The organism is Microbulbifer mixtoriginis (SeqCode) (assembly GCF_052467945.1).
In genome coordinates, this window is the sequence record NZ_CP174328.1 from 1,883,818 (window position 1) to 1,904,898 (window position 21,081).

A 21,081-nucleotide genomic window follows, 5' to 3' on the forward strand; every position below is an offset into this window, starting at 1 on the left:
CCGAGCTCGTTACCCAAATTCTGATCCCCTCTGTCTTTGGAGGTGTGCTATGAGCCGCGCAAAAACGCTGAGCCTGGTTTCTTTCATTTTTTTACTGGCGGCGGCGGGCGCTGCCTTCTATTGGAAGAAAACAGCTGGATTAGCGGTAACCGACCATATTGAGTTTATTCCTGCCGGCCCCTTCCAGATCGCTGTAACCGTAGATCCACTGCAGCCCCGCGCTGGTAAGAACCAGATTCGCATCGAAGTTAGGGACAAAGAAAACCGTCCAGTCAGCGGTGCCGAAGTTCGCGCAGTAGCGGAAATGCCCGCGATGGGTGCTATGCCAGCTATGCGCGCTCAGGCGGATATCAACGAGACCAGCCCAGGTATTTTTCAGGGGGAGATAGAGCTCGCGATGGTGGGCTCATGGCCCATGGTGGTAGATGTGGCTACCGGCCACGATCGCCACGTGGACCTGGCCTTTGATATGAGCACCAACCGTAAAGGTTTGCGCTTGAAATCTGCACCTGAGGCCTCCGATACCGCTTACTACACCTGTGCCATGCACCCGTCTGTACGAGCTGCACAGCCCGGCACCTGCCCTATCTGCGGTATGGACTTGCAGCCGGTCAGTCATGATGAGCTGCAAAGTGGCAGTATTGTGGTTGAAAGTGGTCGCCGTCAGGCTATCGGCATCAAAACCGGCACGGTTGAAAGACAGCCATTCGCCCTACCCATTCACCTGCACGGTCAGGTGACTTACGACGAGACCCGCTTGCGGGATATCAGCCTGCGCTTCGATGGCTGGATTGGCGACCTGGATGCCGACTTTGAGGGCAAGGAAGTTAAACGCGGTGAAGTGCTGTTTTCTGTCTACAGCCCGGAGCTTCTGGCCGTTCAGGATGAATACCTGAAAGCGCGCCGCCGCGGCGATTCCCTGGAAAAAGCCGCACGCCGGCGCTTACTGCTTTGGGGACTTTCGGAAGAGCAAATCGATTGGCTGGTAGAGCAACAGAAAGCGCAAGACTATGTGCCGATATTCGCTCCGGCCAGTGGCGTGATTATTGAGAAGAATATTGTCGCGGGTTCGGCCTTTCAGAAGGGCGACAACCTACTGCGTATTGCCGATCTGAGCCAAGTCTGGATAGAAGCCCACGCCTATGAGGACCAGCTGCCACTGCTGGAAAAAGGTATGCCGGCCAAGGTGCGGTTAACCAACGTCTACCACGAGGAAATTCCGGCAACCCTCACGCAGATCGACCCGTTTCTCAATCACAGTAACCGCAGTGCGCGACTGCGCGTAACCCTGCCCAATACCGATGGCGAGCTTCGCCCGGGGTTGTTCGCGGACATTATGCTGAGCGCCAAACTGGGTAATCTGCTAGTGGTTCCCAGGGATTCTGTGCTGATCTCCGGCAAGAAGCGCATCGTTTTCCGTGATCTGGGCCAGGGACGCCTGGAGCCGGTGCAGGTACGCACCGGTTACGGGGATAGCGAGCGCATTGTGATTCGCTCCGGACTGCAGGAAGGCGACAAAATCGTTACCTCTGGCGTGTTCCTGATCGCGGCAGAGAGCCGCCTGAAATCGGGGGTACAGCAGTGGTAAATACCGAACCCAAAGGGCTGATCGCCCGTATTATTGGGGCCTGCGCTGGCAAGCCGGGGATCACGCTGATCCTTGTGGCGATTGCCGCCCTGGCGGGATACCGGGCCCTAATCAGTGTTCCCCTGGATGCTATCCCGGACCTCTCCGATGCCCAGGTGATCGTCATGACAGACTGGCCCGGCCGCAGTCCAGACCTGGTGGAAGACCAAATCACCTATCCGCTTTCCACCGCCATGCTGGGGTTGCCCAAAGTCAAATATGTCCGCGGCCAGAGCTTTTTTGGGCTCAGTTTTGTCTACGCCATTTTTGAAGACGGCACCGATATTTATTGGGCCCGTTCGCGGGTGCTCGAATATCTCAACCAGGTGTCAGACCAACTCCCCGAGGATGTTCAGCCCACTCTGGGGCCAGACGCCACCGGAGTCGGCTGGGTATTTCAGTATGCGTTGGTGGATCGCAGCGGCAAGCAAGATCTGCAAGAACTGCGCGCACTACAGGATTTTAAATTGCGCTATTGGCTCACTTCTGTGGAGGGTGTGGCCGAAGTCGCGTCTATCGGTGGTTATGAGAAGGAATATCAAGTCCAGATCGACCCCCATCGATTGCAGATGTTTAATGTTCCACTGGGCAAAGTGGTCGAAGCCATTCGCCGCAGTAACAACGACACCGGCGGGCGGGTACTGGAGATCGCCGGCCACGAGCATATGGTCCGTGGCCGCGGTTATATCCGCAATGTTTCTGATCTGGAAGAAGTAGTCATTGGGGTAAACGCGGCAAAAATTCCCGTAACCCTGGATCAGGTTGCCGATATTACCTTGGGGCCGGCCATGCAGCGCGGCATTGCCGAGCTGGATGGTGAGGGACAAACCGTCGGCGGTATTGTGGTAATGCGCTACGGTGAAAACGCCCTAAAGGTGATTGAAAGGGTTAAAGAGCGCATCGAACAGATTCGCGCTGGCTTGCCAGAGGGCGTTGAGCTGGTGGTGACTTATGATCGCTCAAAGCTGATTAACAGTGCGATCGACAACCTTAAAAACACCCTGATTGAAGAGATGTTAGTGGTCGCCGCTGTGATCGCCATTTTCCTGCTGCACGCACGCTCTGCTTTGGTCGCGGTGATCACCCTACCCATTGCTGTATTGTTGGCTTTTATTCCACTTTCTCTACAAGGATTGACCGCCAATATTATGTCATTGGGGGGGATTGCTGTAGCCATTGGGGCCATGGTGGATGCCGCCGTGGTGATGGTGGATAACATCCATAAAAAGCTGGCAGCCTCTGGCGATAAGGCATTGTCTACTGCTGAGCGAAGAAGGTTGGTTGTTCGGGCAATGCAGGAAGTGGGGCCGAGTATCTTCTTCTCCCTGATTATTATTACGGTTTCCTTCCTGCCGGTGTTTGCGCTGGAAGCCACCGAGGGCCGTTTGTTCAAACCCCTCGCCTATACCAAAACCTACAGCATGGCCTTTGCCGCACTGCTGGCGATCACCCTGATCCCAGCACTCGCCGTACTGTTGATGCGTGGCAAGATCCGCACCAAGGAAAACCCGGTCACCCGCGCCCTGGTTTTTACACTGCAACCGGTGATCCACTTCTGTGTGCGCCAGCGCAAAATGGTGGCGGCCCTCGCGGTAATCGCTCTGGTTTCCGTGGCCTATCCCATTAGTAAGTTGAGCGGTGAATTTATGCCGCCACTCAATGAGGGCAGCATCCTCTATATGCCCACTGCCCTACCCGGTATGTCTGTGACCGAAGCGGGCAAAGTACTGCAGCAAATGGATGAAGAGCTAAAAACCTTTCCCGAGGTTGAGCACGTGTTCGGTAAAATTGGCCGCTCAAACAGTGCGACTGACTCGGCACCACTCTCCATGGTAGAGACCGTGATTACCCTGAAGCCCAAGGATGCATGGCGGCCTGGCATGACTTGGGATGACCTGCTAGCGGAGATGGATGAGAAACTTCAGTATCCCGGTATGCCGAATATCTGGTGGATGCCCATCCAAACCCGTACCGAAATGCTCGCCACCGGTATTCGCAGCCAGCTGGGTATCAAGGTGTTTGGCGATAACCTGGAAGAAATCGAACAAACCGCATTGGCTATTGAGGAAGCCCTGCGCAGCGATCAGCGCACCGCCGATGAAACCCGCAGTGTCTTTGCCGAGCGCCTCACCGGTGGCTACTTTTTGGACTTTGATATCGATCGCGCACGGGCCTCCCGCCACGGTTTAAATGTGCAGGATATCGAAGATGTGATTGCCGCGGCTGCCGGTGGCTTGGCTGCAACCCAGACAGTCGAAGGGCGCGAACGTTACGACGTGCTGGTGCGCTATGCCCGCGACTACCGGGATACCCCGGAACAGCTGGAGCAAATCCTGGTTCCCGCTTCCGACGGTTCCCAGGTGCCTCTCAACCAACTGGCTGATATGGACTTCCGCACTGGCCCGCCCATGATTCGCAATGAAGACGGGCAGTTAGTGGGATTAGTATTTGTCGACCTGAAAGGCGATGTGGGTGTTGCCGACTATGTGAGCCGTGCAAAACAGGTGGTCGCTGACCAAGTCAACTTGGTGCCCGGTCAGCGCATCGCCTGGGCTGGCCAGTATCAATATCTGGAGCGGGCCAAGTCCCGCCTGCAATGGCTGGTGCCCTTGACCTTACTAGCAGTTTGTTTCCTGCTTTACCTGCACCGCGGCAGGCTGTCTGACACCCTGTTTGTACTTACCGCTATGCCGATGGCACTGGTCGGGGCCTTCTGGTTGCTGTATCTACTTGACTACAAACTCAGCGTCGCCGTATGGGTGGGCATGATCGCTATGGCCGGCCTTGCCGCAGAGATGGGGCTATTGATGCTGCACTATTTATCGGCTGCTGGAACCAATAAGCCGCCGCAAGGCAATACCGCCGCTGTCGCACAAGCGGCAGCGGGCCGTATACGGCCAATGTTAATGACCAGCCTCACCTTGTTGATTTCATTAATTCCAGTCATGGTTTCCGATGGCACCGGCGCAGATGTCATGAAACGCATTGCTGCACCCATGGTCGGCGGCACCCTCACGACACTCTTGTTTGTACTGTTGGTTATGCCCGGAGTGTTTTATCAGTGGAAGGCTCGTACAGATAAGGAAAGCTAGAAAAGCGGGGGCATTGGCTCAACTTGGCCCATTGCCCCACCGATTTTCTACTGATCATTTTTCATCAGCGTAAATTACCTATTTGTCAGCTGTGCACTGCTGTAACGGCAGCGGGCAAATAGGTTTCCTCAGAGTTAACTGTTAAAATGCCAGGCAAGATTTGTATTGCCCAGATTGCAACATTGCAGTAATGACAAAAGCTAGAATGTGAAAATCACTTTCCTGGCTGGTTGAGTAATACGCGTATTTGACATTCAACGACTCCAGGATTTACCTTGACTGCCCCCTTTTCCGAACTCCCCTTGAAGCCAGCCCTGCTGAAAAACCTGGCGTCTCTCAACTACACATCAATGACCGAGGTTCAGGCCAAGACACTTCCTCTCATACTCGACGGCAAAGATGTCATTGCACAGGCAAAAACCGGCTCCGGTAAAACGGCAGCCTTCGGTTTGGGGGTGCTGCAGCGGCTCAGTGTTGAGCGATTTCGGATTCAATCGCTGATTCTGTGCCCCACACGGGAACTTGCCGACCAGGTTGCACAGGAACTGCGCCGAATGGCCAGGGCAATACACAACATTAAGATTCTGACCCTGTGTGGCGGCATGCCGTTTGGCCCACAGATTGGCTCCCTCGCCCATGGAGCACACATTATTGTTGGTACACCAGGGCGCATCGAAGAACACCTGCGCAAGGGAACCCTATCTTTAGAGCATGTCGACACACTCGTCTTTGACGAAGCCGACAGGATGCTCGATATGGGCTTTCAGGACGTTATTGATACCATTCTGGCGCAAGTGCCAGCTCGGCGACAGTCGTTACTGTTCAGCGCGACTTACCCGGATCAAATTGAACGGCTCAGTGCACGAGTTATGCAAAAGCCGGTGATGGTACGCATTGCGTCCGCGCACAGTGAGGAGGTGATCGAACAACGTTTTTACAAAACTGAGAGTTTCGATGATCGCCTGGAGATGACCCGCCGCATTTTACTCAATGACAGGCCAGTCAATACCCTGATTTTCTGTAACACTAAACGCGAGACCGATGACGTCGCCAGTGACCTAAAACAGGCGGGATTCAACGTGCTGGCCCTGCATGGGGATATGGAGCAACGCCAGCGTAACGAAACCCTGATCCGCTTCGCCAATGGCAGCGCCTCGATTCTAGTGGCCACCGATGTGGCGGCGCGCGGCCTGGATATCGACAAACTGGATGCAGTAATCAACTTTCATATTGCCAAAGATCCGGAAGTACACACCCATCGCATCGGACGGACTGGCCGCGCCGGTGAACGCGGTTGTGCCTACTCCCTGTTTTCCGAGAAGGAAGGCCACAAACTACTGCGAATGGATCTGGCCCAAGACCCGCTATCCGATCCCGATACACCACCGCCTGCTGATATCCTAAGCGAGCCTCCATTTCAGGCACCCATGGTCACCTTGCAAATTGATGGCGGCAAAAAACAAAAAGTCCGCCCCGGCGATATTCTGGGCGCATTAACCGGCGGCGATCGCCCCATCAACGGTAAAGATGTAGGCAAGATCAACGTACTGGATCAAACTGCCTATATTGCTATTAAACGCAATGTGGCATCCCAAGCACTGAAAAAGATCGAAAATGGGAAACTGAAAGGGCGTAAATTCCGGGTACGACGTATACGAGGCTAAGCTTTAAGAGCCAATGAGTTGGGTCCGTATGGGCCTAACTCCCTGAACTGGGGATTAGCTTTAAGGTGTGGCGTTAGGTTAGAAAGCCTATAAATACTTAAGTCCTAGCCTTTTTGGAGCTGTATCCATGTCCAAAATACTGATTCCCCTTGCAGATGGCGTTGAAGATATCGAGGCCATTGCTATCTACGACATTTTAAGTCGGACGGATGCGGAGCTAACACTAGCTTCTATTATGCCGAGTAATCGCATCACTACCCTACGAAATCTTGTTATCGAAGCGCCTTATCGTATAGAGGAGTGTTTAAATACCACTTGGAATTTAATAGCTCTGCCAGGAGGTAAGGAAGGTGCCGAGTGTATGCATAACTCGGAACCTCTAATGGAGCTTATCCGCGCACAAATCGAATCCAGCCGTTGGTTAGGGGCAATTTGTACCGCCCCAGTAATCGTACTTGGCCGACATCAGTTAATTACCAGTTTTAAAGCAACTTGCTACAAGGCTTTTCGTAGTGAGCTTAGTCAATATGTAAGGGAAGTCAGCGATCAGCGAGTGGTTGTTGACCGGAACTTAGTGACCAGCCAATCACCAGGAACCGCGATAGAGTTCGCACTTGCACTCGTAACCTGCTTGTTTGGGGAAGAGCGAACACACTCTATTGCTCACACGATGAATGTCTTATTACCAGGTAAGTAATCTAACATTCTCCTGAGATTCAGTTTTTCAATCGAATTCCACTCTGCCGAGCTACTCGGACTCCACTGAAACTAACAAATCAAAATCTGACTTTCGCAAACGCCTCTCTAGAAAACTCAAAAACAAATCTATTTTTTTGGAGCTATTACGCCTAACTTTATACAGGGCGCCAACTACTTGAACCTCTTGCTTTAAATCAGGAAATATCTCTACTAATTGACCGCATTTAATGGCTGGCTGACAGAAATAAGAAGGCAATATAGCAATACCATTACCATTTATTGCCGCAGCGCGAATATGAGTGGTCTTGTTAGAAACAAGATTACCCTTAAACTGATAGAACTTGCCATTGAATAGCCACCCATCTTTCAAACCATTGAGCCTGGCCAACAAAATATTATGTTTTCCGAGTTCTTCGATTGAGTCTGGATGCCCTTTCTTTTTTAAATATTCAGGCGATGCCACAAAAATGGGATGAATATGAAAAAGTGGCAACGCATAAAACTGGCTATCTGGTATTGCCGACCAAACACGGATGGCAATATCAATATCATCCTCAACCATATCCAAATGGTGTGGCGTAAAGATCAGCTCGAGATTAAAGTCTGGAAAGGCTTCTTGAAAGTCAATACATATTTGGCTAAAGACATTTTCACCCAATGTTTCAGGGAAGGTTAAGCGCAATTTGCCCCGGTCCAAGGCCCCAATTTCAGCAACCCGATCTTCCAGGTCAGTAAAGGCATTGATTATCTGCTGCCCTTGCTGGTAAACAAGCCTGCCTGCATCGGTTACCGAGACCGATCTGGTTGTTCGGATCAATAGTACCTGGCCCAGCACCTGCTCCAATTGAGCCAGTGTCTTGCTCACAGTTGGCGCTGACAAGCCCAAATGGCTACCGGCTTTGCTTAGAGAGCCATGATCCACTACCGCACAAAAGACACTGATCAAGTGGTACTTATCATATTCCCGCCGCACCGACTATTTCCTTAAAGCTAATTATGACTTTCCGCTGATGATCTTTATTAAGATCGGCCAAATAGTAAACTTTAAACCCATACTAATCCACTCTGGAAATTAACCCATGAATCACTTAACTTGTCACTGTGGGGCTATTCATTACAAACTTTTCAACAGCTCAGTTTCCCCTAAGGTAGCTGGGGCAATAAGTTTTGTTGAGACTTCCAATCCAGCGTTCATTGAAGATACTTCAAAACACCTCAATACCTACTCTTTTAAGTCAGGACCAGTAAAAGAATATGGATTTTGTAATCAATGTGGTGCGGGTATATATCAAATAGATCGGCGTGGACAAACCCATCTCGCAATACATGACCACCAAAATTATCAAGCGGACTATAGTGGGATCCTGAACTTTGGTTTTTAATTAGCCTTATTTACCACTCAAATAGAAAATTATCTTATTTAGCTACTCTCTGGGGTGCGTTATCGTATAAAGATGTGCATACGGCTAAACTTCATCAAATGGTCGATCACCCAGCTCCTCAAGAATGTGATTGATAAAGCTGGTAATACGTGAAGAAAGCGTGGTGTTACGGTAGTAAACCGCATTAATAGATTGTTTCACGTCTAAGGTTTCAGCTGGGAAGAGCTGCACTAATCGCCCAACTTGGCGATCGCTCTGGGTCAAAAAGTCTGATAAACAGACGATTCCTGCATCTGACAGTGCCAGGTGCCGTAAAGTCTCGCCACTAGATGAAGTAATCGTTGGCTGAATGTTCAGTATGTCCCCACTCTGCTCATACAGCGGCCATTTGTTGAGTGATTCGGGCTTTGTAAAGCCAAGCAAGGTGTGTTGGGCGAGTTGCTCCACATCCTCCGGGGTACCATGTTGTTGCAAGTAGCCAGGACTGGCTAGAATTCGAACTCTGCTAGAACCTATTGGCCGGGCATATAAGGTTGAGTCTTGGAGCTTACCGATACGAAATGCCACATCAGTGCGCTTCTCTATCAAATCGGTTATCCCCTCATTACTGTTTAGCTCAAGCTCTATCTGAGGGTATTTAGTTCGGAAGCTATTTACCATAGGTGCTATTACATGCAGCATAAATGGTGTGGCGGCGTCTATACGCAGAAGACCTGAGGGGTGCTTTTTACGGGCCGCCATCTGCTCCTCGGCCTCTTTCACTGAGATGAGAATATCCCGTGCATATTTGAGGAAAGCTTGCCCCTCCTCTGTTAATTCCAGACGCCTGGTAGTGCGCTGTAGCAATGTAGTTTGAAGTTTATTCTCCAAACGGGCTAATGCACGGCTAACCCCGGAGACAGTCTGCTCTAACCGTTCGGCAGCCGAAGTGATCGAAGCGGTATCTACCACAGTGGTAAATACCTGGAGCTCTTGAAGGGTAACCTGCATTGTTGACCTTAAATCAATAGTATATTGCCTACATGCGGCTTTTTCATCAAAAGCTATTACCCCACACTGACTCCATCGACCCACTACTGTCGGCTACTACAAACAGGCCATATCGCCATAGTAATCAGCTGCAGTTTTTATGCTAAGTACATTGGTAACGGGACGTAACTGGCTAGTCAGGCATTTTTAACCGCCCGACCACATAGTCAAAACCTCTTAAGTTAAGAATTTCATTGATGGGAGAAGCAAGTGAAGCTGAAAAATCTATTGCCCAGTAAGCTCGGATTTGGCACAGCACCTCTTGGCAATATGTTCCGCGAGATTCCGGATGCTGAAGCCTTAGCAACGGTACAGGCGGCCTGGAATAGCGGTATCAGGTATTTTGACAATGCGCCATTCTATGGAGCCGGTCTTGCAGAAATTCGTATGGGTGAGGCGTTGTCTAGCTTCCCACGCGAAGACTATGTTATCAGCACCAAAGTTGGCCGCTTAATTTTGGATGAAGTTGAAGATGTAGCGAACCGAGATATTCAAGATAAGCGTGAGATTTTCAAGTATGGTCGCCCCAATAAGGTTGTTAATGACTACTCATACGATGCAACAATGCGCTCGATAGAAGGCAGCCTCAAGCGGTTAAAGACCGATCGTATTGAAATTGCATGGGTTCACGATGTTGCCCAGGATTTTTATGGTGACGAATGGCTTGGCATTTTTGAAAGCGCGCGGAAAGGTGCTTTCAGGGCTCTCGATAAACTGCGTGATGAAGGCGTAATTCAAGCTTGGGGCCTGGGGGTAAACAGAGTGGAGCCGATTGAAATACTTCTTGATCTTGAAGAACCCCGCCCCGATGGCTTTTTACTCGCTGGCCGCTACAGCTTGCTGGATCACTCTCGAGCTCTCCAGAGAGTAATACCACAGATAATAGAACGCGACCTCGGTATCGTAGCTGGAGGCCCCTATAGCTCCGGAGCGCTAGTCGGAGGACCAAATTTTGAGTACGCGCCAGCATCAGACTCGATACTGCAAAAAGTTTCCAAAATCAAAGCGATTGGCGATAAGTACGGAGTTAGCACTAAGGCTATTGGTTTGCAATTTGTACTGGCCAATCCAGCCATTGCTGCGGTGATACCAGGTGCGAGCAAACCTAGTAGGATCAAAGAAGATATTGAGGCTTTGGAAACTAATATCCCTGATGCACTATGGCAAGAATTGCGTCAAGAACATCTTGTCGATGACTCCGCTCCACTGCCAAATGGAAAGTAAGGGTTTATTGTAAAAACTAAGAAATAGTCGCTTAGGTATAGTAGTTCAGGCTTGGTCTGACAGGGCATTGTCTAGATAACCGACAACTGTTGTATCAAGTCTAAACTACTTCAAAATGATATCTCCAGCCAATCAGGTCTGGCCACTTTTTTAATATAGAAACACAAACATTACAAAAAGACATCGCACTCGATATAAACAGGGAGAGTACGATCTTTCAAGTGATTTTATTATGTCTTGTTTTCTATAAACGCTAGCCCTTTCATAAGAGAACCCACCTACCGCCCTATACAAATCACGTTGTGGATGTTCTGGCAAGCCAATGATGCACTCTTTGTTAGCACTTGCCAGAACCCTTATTTTTTTAATCTTTGATCATGATCCTGAATTTTTATTTTATTTAGTGACAGCAAGACACAATACTCTCGGCTGTGGCTCCGGAACTGCTCAAGCTACTGGGAAATTGCACAGCAACTTGCCGAGCAGCCTCGTGATTACCGGCTAACTCATCAGCAATCGAACGCACCTGTTCATAGCCAGTCAACGCTAGAAAGGTTGGCGCTCGACCATAAGATTTCATGCCTACCATATAGAATCCTTTATCGAAATGAGATAACTCTTCTACACCATGGGCCTTTACAGAACCACAGGAATGAAGGTTAGGGTCTATCATCGGCGCCAGTGTACTAGGGGCCTCTACGATGGGATCGATATCCAACCTTAGTTCACGCAGCATCTGCAAGTCCGGTCGGAAGCCCGTGGTGACAACAATCCTGTCCGTCTCAACTACTTTTTCCTCACCTTCACTCAAAAGGGCCACACGCAAACCATCAGCGACACGATCAATTCGCCGTATTTGAATTTGTGTGATCAGCTGCAAGGCGTTGCTGTCTATCGCATGTTTAGCGGCGAGGCCCAGCTCTCTTCGGGCGGGGACCTTGTCATTGATACCATTGCCCAGAAGTTTGTCTATATTGCTCTTACGCAACCCCCAAGCTATACGGGTTCGCGGTGCATCTTTCTGCAGTTTCAGCAAGGCCATGACAATATTCATCGCGGAATGGCCAGCACCCAGTACAAGGGTCTTTTTACCTTCGTAACCATTTCTCTCATTATCGAGCACATCGGGAATTCCGTAGGTAATTAGATCTCTATTTTCCACCTCACCTGGCACAGCTAACCCATCAAGACCAATCGGGTTTGGTGTCGACCAAGTTCCGGAGGCATCGATAATAGACTTGGCATATTCAATATGTGTATTGCCTACACCATCTTTGTAATGCACCGTGTATAGCGCACTATCACGATCTGACGAAGTGTGTTTACTGTGATTTTCTCGTGAAACCGCAGTCACTTCAGCGCTGTAGATAATTACCGAAGCCAATTCTGGGGTTTGTGATGCTGGATGCAAATAGCCCTCTACAATTTCTCTGCCAGTAGGGAGGTATTCTTTATCTGGGTAGTGCCAGCCGTTTTTCTGAAGAATGGAAGCAACCGTTTCATCGATCATATATGACCAGGGGGTAAATACCCGTACATGCCCCCACTCCAACATAGCACTACCTGCAGATGTACCTTTTTCAAGTACCAGTGGTTGTAGACCTCGGGATAAGAGTTGAGCCGCGGCGGCAATACCGATAGGACCGGCACCGATAACAATCACATCATGGACGTTTTTCATTGGTCATTACTCCTAAAAGAATCTCTAGTTACCATTACTTAAAAGAGGAAGCTGTATAAATAGCCGGCTGTTACCGCCATACCTAAAACAACAGTCAAAAAAGCAGCAATCATTTGGGTTTTGAAAATCGACTTCAGCAGTATCACTTCGGTCAGGCTGGCGCCGGCACTACCAATAATCAGCGCCATCACTGAGCCCAGTGCCATACCCTTTTGTACCAGTCCAGCACTCAATGGAATGACGGCCGAGGCGCGAATATAGAGAGGAATACCAATAACAGCGGCAATAGGTATCGCATACCATTTGTTCTCGCCGGCATAGGCTACGATCAGATCGGTAGGCACAAACCCATAAATAAAGGAGCCGAGCGTGATACCAATCAGCAGGTAAGGTAGCGTTTTCTTAAAGTCCTTCCAGGTAGACAGCCAGATAGTGAACCAACAGCTGGGTTTCGAAGCCTCTGACTGAGCTTTGTTTGCGCAAGTGTTTTTCTCTGGTTTTTTTGCCGAACAATCACCAGCCGTCGCCGCCTTTTCAATCCCAGACCCTGTTGCTGCTGCAAGTACAGGAACGCCCTGGGCTGCAAAACTTGTGGCAGTGCCTCCAGAAACACCCCCACCCACCGCAGGCTGGGCCTCAGTCTTCTTAGAACCCGAATTACAACCTCTGGACTCCAGATAAGCTTCATCACGAACAAAGCGTTCAAAGCCAAACTTCTCCAAAAGAAACCCAGCCAACACTGAGACTGCCATGGCAAGCGTGAAATAGAGAATGGCTGCATTTAGCCCAAAGGTAACAACCAACAGGCCAATAACCACTGGATTTAATAATGGGCTGGAGAGTAGAAATACAACAACTGGGCCAAACCCTGCTCTAGCCCTTAACAGCCCTTTAATAAACGGGATGGTAGAGCAGGAACAAAATGGAGTAATCGCACCGAGGAGCGCAGCGATAAAATATCCCTTACCTCGGCGCGAACTCAGGGTTGCTTGTACCTTGTCAGGGGGAATGTACTCCTGCAACACCCCCACAAGGTAGCTGATCACTAAAAACAACACCGTCAGCTCAACTGCGAGGAAGGCAAACATATTGAGTGCCTCCTCCAGCATGGTGACTAACTCAGCAGACATCATGTAAATTCCTCCAAAACGATAACTATATTTCTAGAATTATCGAATTGTAGAGTGCAGTCAAGTTATTTCTAGAAATATAGAAACATTGACTAGAGCCAAATCGGCACAATCAGTTTGGGACTATTCAGTCTCGTGGGTTGACCAAATGGTCAACATGTTTGAGCCACTAAACTTGGCTGTTTTCAGAAGAATAAAAATGGAATAAGAAGCCAGTGCCTAGCTAGCGGAGGAAAGCAAAAAGATTGAGGGGGGCTGAAGGAAGGCTCGACAAGAGGGATACGCCTCTCTCACTCCGGCTTACTGCAGCTATCGGCCTGGCCAGCAAAGTCATCGTTACAACATTCATCTTGTAAGAAATGAATAACACCCACTAAGCATTGATATTCAGCCACACAATACAAAGTGCGACTCTCGCGCCGCTGAGTGATCAAACCGGCAGAAACAAGGCTTGATATATGGTGAGACAGGGTGGAACCGGGAATTTCGAGTTGTTCCTGAATGCTACCCACAGGAATTCCAGGCAGACCCGCTTTAACAATCTTTTTATAGATTAATAACCGAGTTGGATGGCCCAGCTCTTTTAAGGCCTTGGCTACCTCATCAATTCCCATTTCCACAACGCCCTAACTTCTAGACTTATCGAAATATAAACAATTGAGGGGCAAAGTAAAAGTTACTGGCTGGCTCTCAACAAAGCTTTGTATATATCCAAACGGTTTTGTAATAGGAGCCCTTACAAATCTCGAGCTAGGCAGGCAATGAGCGCACCACCATCAACCGCTCTTCGGTCATATCCTTGATCGCCCAGCGCACCCCCTCTCGGCCCAGGCCGGAATCCTTCACACCGCCGTAGGGCATATTGTCTACCCGCCAACTGGGCACATCCCCTATTACCACGCCACCCACCTCCAGGGTGTCCCAGGCTTTTTGGGCTCTGTACAAATCACGGGTGAAAATCCCGGCCTGCAAACCAAATGCGCTTTCATTGACCTTTTTCAGCACCTCATCGAAATCATCAAAAGGTTCCAATATTGCCACAGGCCCGAAAGCTTCTTGCTGCACTACATTGCAATCACTGGGGACATTCTCTAATAACGTGGGTTCGAGCATGGCGCCATCGCGGTTACCACCGCAGAGAAGCGTGCCTCCCTGTTCAACCCCTTCATTAATCCAGTTATGTAACCTTGTCGCTTCCCCCTCTGAAATCATCGGACCAATAAACGTATGTTCATTTTTAGGATCACCCTTCTTAAGCTTCTTGGTGCGCTCCAGCAAACGCGCTTTCAGGTCCTCATATAGACTGGAATGCCCATAGATCCTCTGCACACCGATACAGCTCTGGCCCGACTGATAAAAAGCGCCAAAGATCAAGCGCTCTACCGCATCTTCCAGATCGGTATCCCGATCAACCACACAGGCAGCATTGCCACCCAATTCCAGAATAACCTTCTTGCGCCCTGCCCTGGCCTTCAAGTCCCAGCCTACCGCAGGGGAGCCGGTAAAACTGAGTAGCTTAAAGCGATCATCCACCGTAAACAGGTCCGCGCCTTCGCGGTGACAGGGCAGCACCGAGAAGGCCCCCTTGGGCAGATCGGTTTCCGCCAGTACCTCTGCGATAATCAGAGCACCGATCGGGGTTCTACTCGCGGGTTTGAGCACAAAGGGGCAGCCGGCAGCAATGGCTGGAGCCACTTTATGGGCCGCAAGATTCAATGGGAAATTAAACGGTGAAATAAAAGAGCAGGCCCCTACGGGAACCCGTTTAACAAATCCCCGGTAGCCCGCGCTGCGCTTGGAGATTTCCAGATTGATAATCTCCCCATCGATACGCACCGCCTCTTCTGCGGCCACACGGAAGGTATCAATCAAACGGGAGACTTCCCCACGGGAATCGTGGATCGGTTTACCTGCCTCAATACACAGGGCCACGGCCAACTCTTCAAAGCGAGTCTGAAAGCGCTGTACACAGTGATCCAAAACTTGCTGGCGTTTGTAGGGCGGAAACGCAGCCATGGGTTTTTCTGCCAGCAAGGCCCAATCTATCGCGCTATCGATCACCTTGGCATCTGCCATGGCAACCTGTGTTGCCACCTCGCCGGAGTACTTATCGGTTACATCCAGCTCGGTATTGGCATAGATGGCTTCATTGGCCAGGTAGTAGGGGTACGCTTTCTGTAACATCAATGGCTCCTGGTGGTATTCACGGTGAGCATCGACATCGGAACCCGCTCGATCTGTCACGAGGGTATAGGTTACTCAGAGACAGATAGCAACACGGATAGCCTCTATAGGCCTTAGGGGCTGACCCAAATCTAGAAAGGTAGGCTTTGATACAACAGGCACGGGAAAGCACCACCACAGTCACTGAGGTGAGTCACTGGGTGGCGCTATTAAAGATGGTTATTGGTTTGGCTATTTCTCCGTCAGCCACATACCTTCGGGTTCGTAGTTAAACGTTTTGTAGGTCTTTTTATTGGTGGATGGATTGTCTGACTTTTTGTCGATGTCATAGACAGTCCAATTCAGCTCGCTGTGGTTGAACTCAATCACCGCATAACCATAGATATTGCTGACAAAATCCTTGATATGCGGATTGTTAACCTGCACGCCTCCATTAAGCAATGAAGTGAATACGCTACCCACATCGACCCCTCTCTCTACCGTATCATTCAGGTTCGGTGACGAGATCGAAGGGGTCATCAGCTCAATGCCTACCAAGTTGTCATAGTCCCAGTTGCTGATCTTGTTGAAGTTCACTTTCAGGTAAGAGGCAATACTGGTGTGCAGATCCCCGGTCAGCACAACAAAATTATCGACACTGTTGTCTTTCACACTGGAGAGAATTTTCTCACGCTCCCATTGATAGCCATCCCAGGCATCGTAGTTAGCGAATACCAGAGGGCGCCCCAGTGCGGTGCCTGCTAACTGGGCAAGCAGAGTCTGGTTACCCCAAACTTTCCAGCGGGCATTGGAGTTGACCAAGCCACTAATCAACCAATCCCGTTGGGTTTTACCCAGCATGGTTTGGGATTTCTCTTCGTAATCGGTGCACCAGTAGTTTTCCCAGGCACTACCGTCTTTGCAGGGCTCTTTGGTGCGATAGGTTCGGCTATCGGTCATATATAAGTCGACCAAATCGCCGAATTGGAAAGAGCGGTAAATTTGCAGGTAGTTGAAAGCGTGGCTAGCCGCCTCATCCACTTTTACACGAGCCGGCACATACTCAATCCAGGCTTGTTGCGCATCGCGACGCAGCTGGCGCAGTTGATCGGGATTGTTAGCGCCAGTTTGGTAGGGATGGGATGGCACACCCAGGGTATCGCGATCGTAATCCCAGTAGGCGTTATCCGCAGTTTCGTGGTCATCCCAGGTGATAATAAAGGAATGCATTTCCATCGCCCGCTGCAGGTTTTTATCCTTGCGGTATTCCCGGTAAATATGGCGATAGTCTTCGAGATCCATAGCCACATTACCGCCGGAAGGCAGGCTCATTGGGTGAACAATCGCATCCTCAAAACCTTCGTACTGCGCGTACTCATAGATGAAGTCTCCCAAGTGCAATACGCAATGCACATCTTCATCGGCCAAATGGCTGTAGGCGTTGTAATAGCCCGTGGTGTAATCCTGACAGGTCACCACCGCCATTTTGATACTTTCCAGCCCACCAGTTGGCAGGGTATGGCAGCGCCCCGTGCGGCTGCACAGTGCGCCGTATTTAAAGCGGTAGTAGTAGCGCTGATTGGGAGACAGATAGCCTTCCAGGTCGATGTTTACGGTGTAGTCGCGATCCGCACTAATATCCTCAGCATTGATCTCGGCACTCAACACCGGCTGGGTAAATGAATCGTCCAAAGCCACATCCACATAAAGGATTTGGCCGGGTACAAAGGCAGCGGGGTTAATATGGGTCCAGAGCACCACACCAGTTTGGCTGGGATCACCCGAGGCCACAGACAAATCGAAGATCAACCCATCCTGATCGATATCGTAGCCCGAGGGGCTGCCACTCAGATTAAAGCGCGCATAGGTTTCGCTATTGCTAGCCGCTAGTGAGCGAACGGTAAATGGTGTGAGCAGCGCAAGCCCCATGGCTTGCACAAATGTACGGCGAGAAACAGTCATAAACCCCAACTTCCTGTTTGTTATTTAGAATTCGAATAATGTGAATTGGCGCGCATTTTATAGAAATGCGTACCAACAAAGAAGTCGGTTTATTCTACGAAGTATTAAATTTTGATGAAGGTTTAACCGAAAAAAGTCGATATACGCCACATTAGTCACATTTGACAGCTTGGTAGGTCAGTAGATACCAGGGAAGTGGCAGGTCAATAAACTATCTTTAACCCCCCTAACCCTCCAGATAATGCTTCCAGTACAAAGCAATATCAGCTGTTCTACTGTTTACAAAAGCCTCAAAACTCAGGGCATACCCCATGCGAGACGTTGCCGTTGTTGCCTACTGTAGAACCGCAATCGCCAAAGCAAGGCGCGGCGCCTTAAACCAAACCCACGGTATCCCCATGGCCGCGCATGTCATCAAGGAAGCGCTGCACAGAGCTACTTTGGATCCCGAGGAAGTGGAAGACGTTGTACTGGGCTGTGGATTACCTGAGGGAGCAACCGGCCACAATATCTCTCGCAACGCCGCCCTATTTGCAGGTTGTGGCGTTAAAGTGCCCGGTATGACGATTAACCGCTACTGCGGCTCGGGTCTCAATGCCGCATCGATCGTAGCGAATCGGATCGCCAGCGGGGAAATGCAGGTCGGCGTTGCCGGTGGCGTAGAAAGTATTAGTCTCGTGCAGTTCAACCTGAACCTAAATCACTTTGTCTATGAGCCCCTGCAACAACAAATCCCCGCTGTTTGGTGGACCATGATCCAAACAGCGGATTTCGTCGCTGACACCTTTTCGATCAGCCGGCAGGCACAGGATGCCTATGTGGTGGAGTCGCAAAAACGCGTGGCGGAAGCGCACAGAGCAGGCAAATTTGCCGAAGAAATCGTTCCTTTTGAGACAGTCATGTCGATAAAAGATAAAGAGACTGGGCAGATCTCAGAAAAGACAGTGTTGCTGAAAGAAGATGAAGGCCCACGCCCCGGTACCACCCTGGAAGGGTTATCGGCTTTAGAACCAGTGAATGATGGCGGCACGGTAACCGCGGGCAACGCTTCGCAGCTCTCTGATGGCGCTGCGGCCGTCGTCATGATGGATGCCGAGCTGGCCGCCAAAAGAAACCTGCCCATCCTGGGGCTATTTCGCGGTATGCAGCTTGCAGCGGTGGCCCCCGATGAAATGAGTATCGCCGTGGCGCCAGCCATCAAGCGCTTAATGAAGCATCAGGGGCTTTCTATGGGAGAGATAGACCTTTGGGAATTACACGAAGCCTTTGCGGTTACCACCCTCTATAACCAAGCGGAACTGGACACGCCTTGGGATATTACTAATGTTAATGGGGGCGCCATTGCCCTTGGGCACCCCTATGGGATGTCCGGCATTCGTTACCTGGGTTCTTCACTGATGGAGCTCAAGCGCAGAGACGCACACAAGGCAGTTATTGGGGTCTGTACTGCTGGCGGGATGGCCACAGCAGTATTCCTTGAGCGCTAAGCCAGCTACAAAGTCTTCCCCTCTGGCCGCCCTACCCCTGGCCACTTTGTACTTGTAACAAGCAAACTGGAGCACACAAACTGGTTCAATCATCACCACCTAGAAGTTGATCCCTTCTGTTGAGGCCACCTATAGCGCCTGAGCGCCTGGTCTGCTGGACAATTTGGCGTCTCGATCCTCTCAATATATCGTATCTATGGCTTCAAAGTGCCCGGAAAGAAGCTTGCAATTGCCACCAGGTTTGCCTCGAAGCTGGAGGAATAGCCATGTCCCGGCTCAAAGAGAGCCACAGCCAAGACTCTCTCTGTAAAGACGCTCTCTGTAGCTGCTCACCAAACAAGCAGCTTAAAGCCTCCATCAAAGGTGTATTGCACTGATGATGGAGACAATCCATGACGGCTTTACTTTTCTGTTCGCACAGAGCCGGGGCGCTCTGTTTATCATGTTCTGGATCGTGATCTTCCTGGAACTCCCTCGCTATATCTTCTCTTTCTTCACCGCGGTTTTCTTTTTTAGCTCAAGGATCGAGAAGGAAGTAGATTTGGAGAAAATCGGCAAAATTTCGGTGATTATTGCCGGCCATAACGAGGAGGAGTCAATCGAAAAGTGTGTGCACAGTCTTTGGGCGCAAAGTGTTAAGCCCTATGAAATCATCGTGGTGAGCGATGGCTCCACCGATGGAACCAGAAAAGTGATGTCCAGCCTACTGACCCGAGGACTCATTCAGGGAGCCCATGCAACAGAACTTAGAGGTGGTAAGGCCTCCGCACTAAACTTGGGGATTCGCTTTTGCACTGGCGATATCGTTATCACCGTAGACTGTGATTGCTCCTTTGAACACCACACCATGAAGGAAGTGTTACTGCCCTTTGAAGATCCCAAAGTGGGGGTGGTTTCCGGTAATGTTTTTGTGCGTAACCCACAAGACAATCTTATTACCGCCTTTCAATCCATCGAATACATTATCAGCATCTCCCTCGGTAGACATGCATTGGCCATGATCAAGCAAATGTGCTGTGCATCTGGCGCCTACAGCGGTTTCCGAAAAACCGCTATTGACCAGGTAGGTGGTTTTGATTCCGGTGGGGGGGAAGATCTGGATATTACTTTTCGCCTGCGCAACTACGGCTGGGATATCGCCTTCGCCCCAGAGGCGATCTGCTATACGGATGTACCCACGAATATCCTGACTCTAATTCGCCAGCGCTTGCGTTGGGAGCGGGATGCTGTGCGTTTGCGTTACCGCAAGTACAGCCACTTTATCAATCCTTTTAAGCGCCGCATCAAATTCGAAGAGTTCTTTCATCAATTTGAATTCTTGATCTTTAATGTGATCGCTGCTATCGCTTTGCCCATATACTTGGTCTGGCTGTTTGCGAGTTACGGCAGTAATGCCTGGTTTATTTTAATCGGTGCACAGATAGTATTGATAATGCTGGATTGTCTCACTTTTGCTCTCGCAGCTTATGCTACCTATAAATTCAGCACCCTTCCGCTCTGGGCATTTCTGATCGGCTACAGCATTCTCTATGTCAACTTGATGCGTGTGGTACGACTCTATGCCTATTTACAGGAATGGATCTTTAGAACCTCCTATGCGGATTCCTTCGCTCCTTCAAAAGTACATAAGGTAAGAGAGTAAACTGCTGGGAATACGTCAGAACCGATAGTTATCAGTTAGGGACCCTACTTTTTTTGACTGAAACTCGCCTCTATAGTCAATAGCGATACCCGGCTCATAAGACCAAGCCTAACCTCCTTATCTCCTCCCAGCTGGCGCTTCAGCCCTCGTGGTCTATCGTTTTACTTAAGGCGGAATTTTACCCGCCAACCGTATCAACCAAGTACAACCGGCGTCAGTTTGCCCCTTCTGTAGGAGGGTTTGCCATCTCCTTTCTCACAGATGCATATAACTATTATCGCTGGCCCAGTGATTTTAAT

At 50.0% G+C, this 21,081-nt stretch carries 15 protein-coding genes; 8 read left to right on the forward strand and 7 right to left on the reverse strand.

All coding sequences use genetic code 11. The annotated features are described in order from the left end of the window. Window positions 1-49: 49 nt before the first annotated feature. The 4 genes from ACJJIJ_RS08250 to ACJJIJ_RS08265 all read left to right on the forward strand — a co-directional run bounded on the left by ACJJIJ_RS08250 (window position 50) and on the right by ACJJIJ_RS08265 (window position 7,080). Entirely contained in the window at window positions 50-1,588 is a 1,539-nt protein-coding gene (locus ACJJIJ_RS08250) for an efflux RND transporter periplasmic adaptor subunit (protein WP_444939247.1), read from the forward strand. Next, a complete protein-coding gene (locus tag ACJJIJ_RS08255; RefSeq protein ID WP_444939248.1) occupies window positions 1,582-4,719 on the forward strand; it encodes an efflux RND transporter permease subunit in 3,138 nt (1,045 codons plus the stop codon). Before ACJJIJ_RS08250 ends, ACJJIJ_RS08255 begins: the two co-directional genes overlap by 7 nt. Before the next feature lie 275 nt (window positions 4,720-4,994). Next, on the forward strand, window positions 4,995-6,383 hold the full coding sequence (dbpA, locus tag ACJJIJ_RS08260) for an ATP-dependent RNA helicase DbpA (protein WP_444939249.1): 1,389 nt from the start codon (window positions 4,995-4,997) through the stop codon (window positions 6,381-6,383). 127 nt (window positions 6,384-6,510) lie between these two features. After that, entirely contained in the window at window positions 6,511-7,080 is a 570-nt protein-coding gene (locus ACJJIJ_RS08265) for a DJ-1 family glyoxalase III (RefSeq protein ID WP_444939250.1), read from the forward strand. Window positions 7,081-7,131: 51 nt separating this feature from the next. Here ACJJIJ_RS08265 and ACJJIJ_RS08270 read toward each other — a convergent pair whose 3' ends face one another. Further along, window positions 7,132-8,055 (reverse strand): LysR family transcriptional regulator, encoded by a 924-nt coding sequence (locus tag ACJJIJ_RS08270; protein WP_444939251.1) that lies wholly within the window; start codon window positions 8,053-8,055, stop codon window positions 7,132-7,134. A gap of 106 nt (window positions 8,056-8,161) precedes the next feature. Here ACJJIJ_RS08270 and ACJJIJ_RS08275 point away from each other — a divergent pair, with 106 nt between their 5' ends. Beyond that, a complete protein-coding gene (locus ACJJIJ_RS08275) occupies window positions 8,162-8,464 on the forward strand; it encodes a GFA family protein (RefSeq protein WP_444939252.1) in 303 nt (100 codons plus the stop codon). Window positions 8,465-8,548: 84 nt separating this feature from the next. On the opposite strand, the gene ACJJIJ_RS08280 is transcribed toward ACJJIJ_RS08275, so the two are convergent. After that, window positions 8,549-9,454, reverse strand: coding sequence for a LysR substrate-binding domain-containing protein (locus tag ACJJIJ_RS08280; protein WP_444939253.1), 906 nt, complete (start codon window positions 9,452-9,454; stop codon window positions 8,549-8,551). Between the two features lie 249 nt (window positions 9,455-9,703). Between ACJJIJ_RS08280 and ACJJIJ_RS08285 the strand changes: the two genes are divergently transcribed. Further along, entirely contained in the window at window positions 9,704-10,717 is a 1,014-nt protein-coding gene (locus ACJJIJ_RS08285; RefSeq protein ID WP_444939254.1) for an aldo/keto reductase, read from the forward strand. Between the two features lie 400 nt (window positions 10,718-11,117). Here ACJJIJ_RS08285 and ACJJIJ_RS08290 read toward each other — a convergent pair whose 3' ends face one another. The 5 genes from ACJJIJ_RS08290 to ACJJIJ_RS08310 form a co-directional block, all read right to left on the reverse strand. Further along, window positions 11,118-12,398: an NAD(P)-binding domain-containing protein gene (locus tag ACJJIJ_RS08290; RefSeq protein WP_444939255.1), complete on the reverse strand. Its 1,281-nt coding sequence runs from the start codon at window positions 12,396-12,398 to the stop codon at window positions 11,118-11,120. Between the two features lie 38 nt (window positions 12,399-12,436). Then, window positions 12,437-13,531 (reverse strand): permease, encoded by a 1,095-nt coding sequence (locus ACJJIJ_RS08295; protein ID WP_444939256.1) that lies wholly within the window; start codon window positions 13,529-13,531, stop codon window positions 12,437-12,439. Window positions 13,532-13,818: 287 nt separating this feature from the next. Continuing rightward, window positions 13,819-14,142, reverse strand: coding sequence for an ArsR/SmtB family transcription factor (locus tag ACJJIJ_RS08300; protein WP_444939257.1), 324 nt, complete (start codon window positions 14,140-14,142; stop codon window positions 13,819-13,821). 136 nt (window positions 14,143-14,278) lie between these two features. Then, window positions 14,279-15,772: an aldehyde dehydrogenase family protein gene (locus tag ACJJIJ_RS08305; protein ID WP_444939258.1), complete on the reverse strand. Its 1,494-nt coding sequence runs from the start codon at window positions 15,770-15,772 to the stop codon at window positions 14,279-14,281. A 171-nt stretch (window positions 15,773-15,943) separates the two neighbouring features. Beyond that, the gene (locus ACJJIJ_RS08310; RefSeq protein ID WP_444939259.1) at window positions 15,944-17,653 is read right to left on the reverse strand and encodes an alkaline phosphatase D family protein; all 1,710 of its coding nucleotides are present in this window, start codon (window positions 17,651-17,653) and stop codon (window positions 15,944-15,946) included. A 311-nt stretch (window positions 17,654-17,964) separates the two neighbouring features. On the opposite strand from ACJJIJ_RS08310, the gene ACJJIJ_RS08315 reads away from it, so the two are divergent. Together ACJJIJ_RS08315 and ACJJIJ_RS08320 are read left to right on the forward strand one after the other, a co-directional pair. Then, on the forward strand, window positions 17,965-19,140 hold the full coding sequence (locus tag ACJJIJ_RS08315) for a thiolase family protein (RefSeq protein ID WP_444909525.1): 1,176 nt from the start codon (window positions 17,965-17,967) through the stop codon (window positions 19,138-19,140). A 376-nt stretch (window positions 19,141-19,516) separates the two neighbouring features. After that, on the forward strand, window positions 19,517-20,782 hold the full coding sequence (locus ACJJIJ_RS08320) for a glycosyltransferase family 2 protein (protein ID WP_444939260.1): 1,266 nt from the start codon (window positions 19,517-19,519) through the stop codon (window positions 20,780-20,782). The last annotated feature ends 299 nt before the right edge of the window (window positions 20,783-21,081 follow it).

Bases quoted from the DNA above. Each gene is read 5' to 3' on its own strand.
- ACJJIJ_RS08320 (WP_444939260.1), top strand. From the start codon at position 19,517: ATGATGGAGACAATCCATGACGGCTTTACTTTTCTGTTCGCACAGAGC.
- ACJJIJ_RS08310 (WP_444939259.1), bottom strand. From the start codon at position 17,653: ATGACTGTTTCTCGCCGTACATTTGTGCAAGCCATGGGGCTTGCGCTG.
- ACJJIJ_RS08290 (WP_444939255.1), bottom strand. From the start codon at position 12,398: ATGAAAAACGTCCATGATGTGATTGTTATCGGTGCCGGTCCTATCGGT.
- ACJJIJ_RS08295 (WP_444939256.1), bottom strand. From the start codon at position 13,531: ATGATGTCTGCTGAGTTAGTCACCATGCTGGAGGAGGCACTCAATATG.
- ACJJIJ_RS08250 (WP_444939247.1), top strand. From the start codon at position 50: ATGAGCCGCGCAAAAACGCTGAGCCTGGTTTCTTTCATTTTTTTACTG.
- ACJJIJ_RS08300 (WP_444939257.1), bottom strand. From the start codon at position 14,142: ATGGGAATTGATGAGGTAGCCAAGGCCTTAAAAGAGCTGGGCCATCCA.
- ACJJIJ_RS08275 (WP_444939252.1), top strand. From the start codon at position 8,162: ATGAATCACTTAACTTGTCACTGTGGGGCTATTCATTACAAACTTTTC.
- ACJJIJ_RS08265 (WP_444939250.1), top strand. From the start codon at position 6,511: ATGTCCAAAATACTGATTCCCCTTGCAGATGGCGTTGAAGATATCGAG.
- ACJJIJ_RS08315 (WP_444909525.1), top strand. From the start codon at position 17,965: ATGCGAGACGTTGCCGTTGTTGCCTACTGTAGAACCGCAATCGCCAAA.
- ACJJIJ_RS08280 (WP_444939253.1), bottom strand. From the start codon at position 9,454: ATGCAGGTTACCCTTCAAGAGCTCCAGGTATTTACCACTGTGGTAGAT.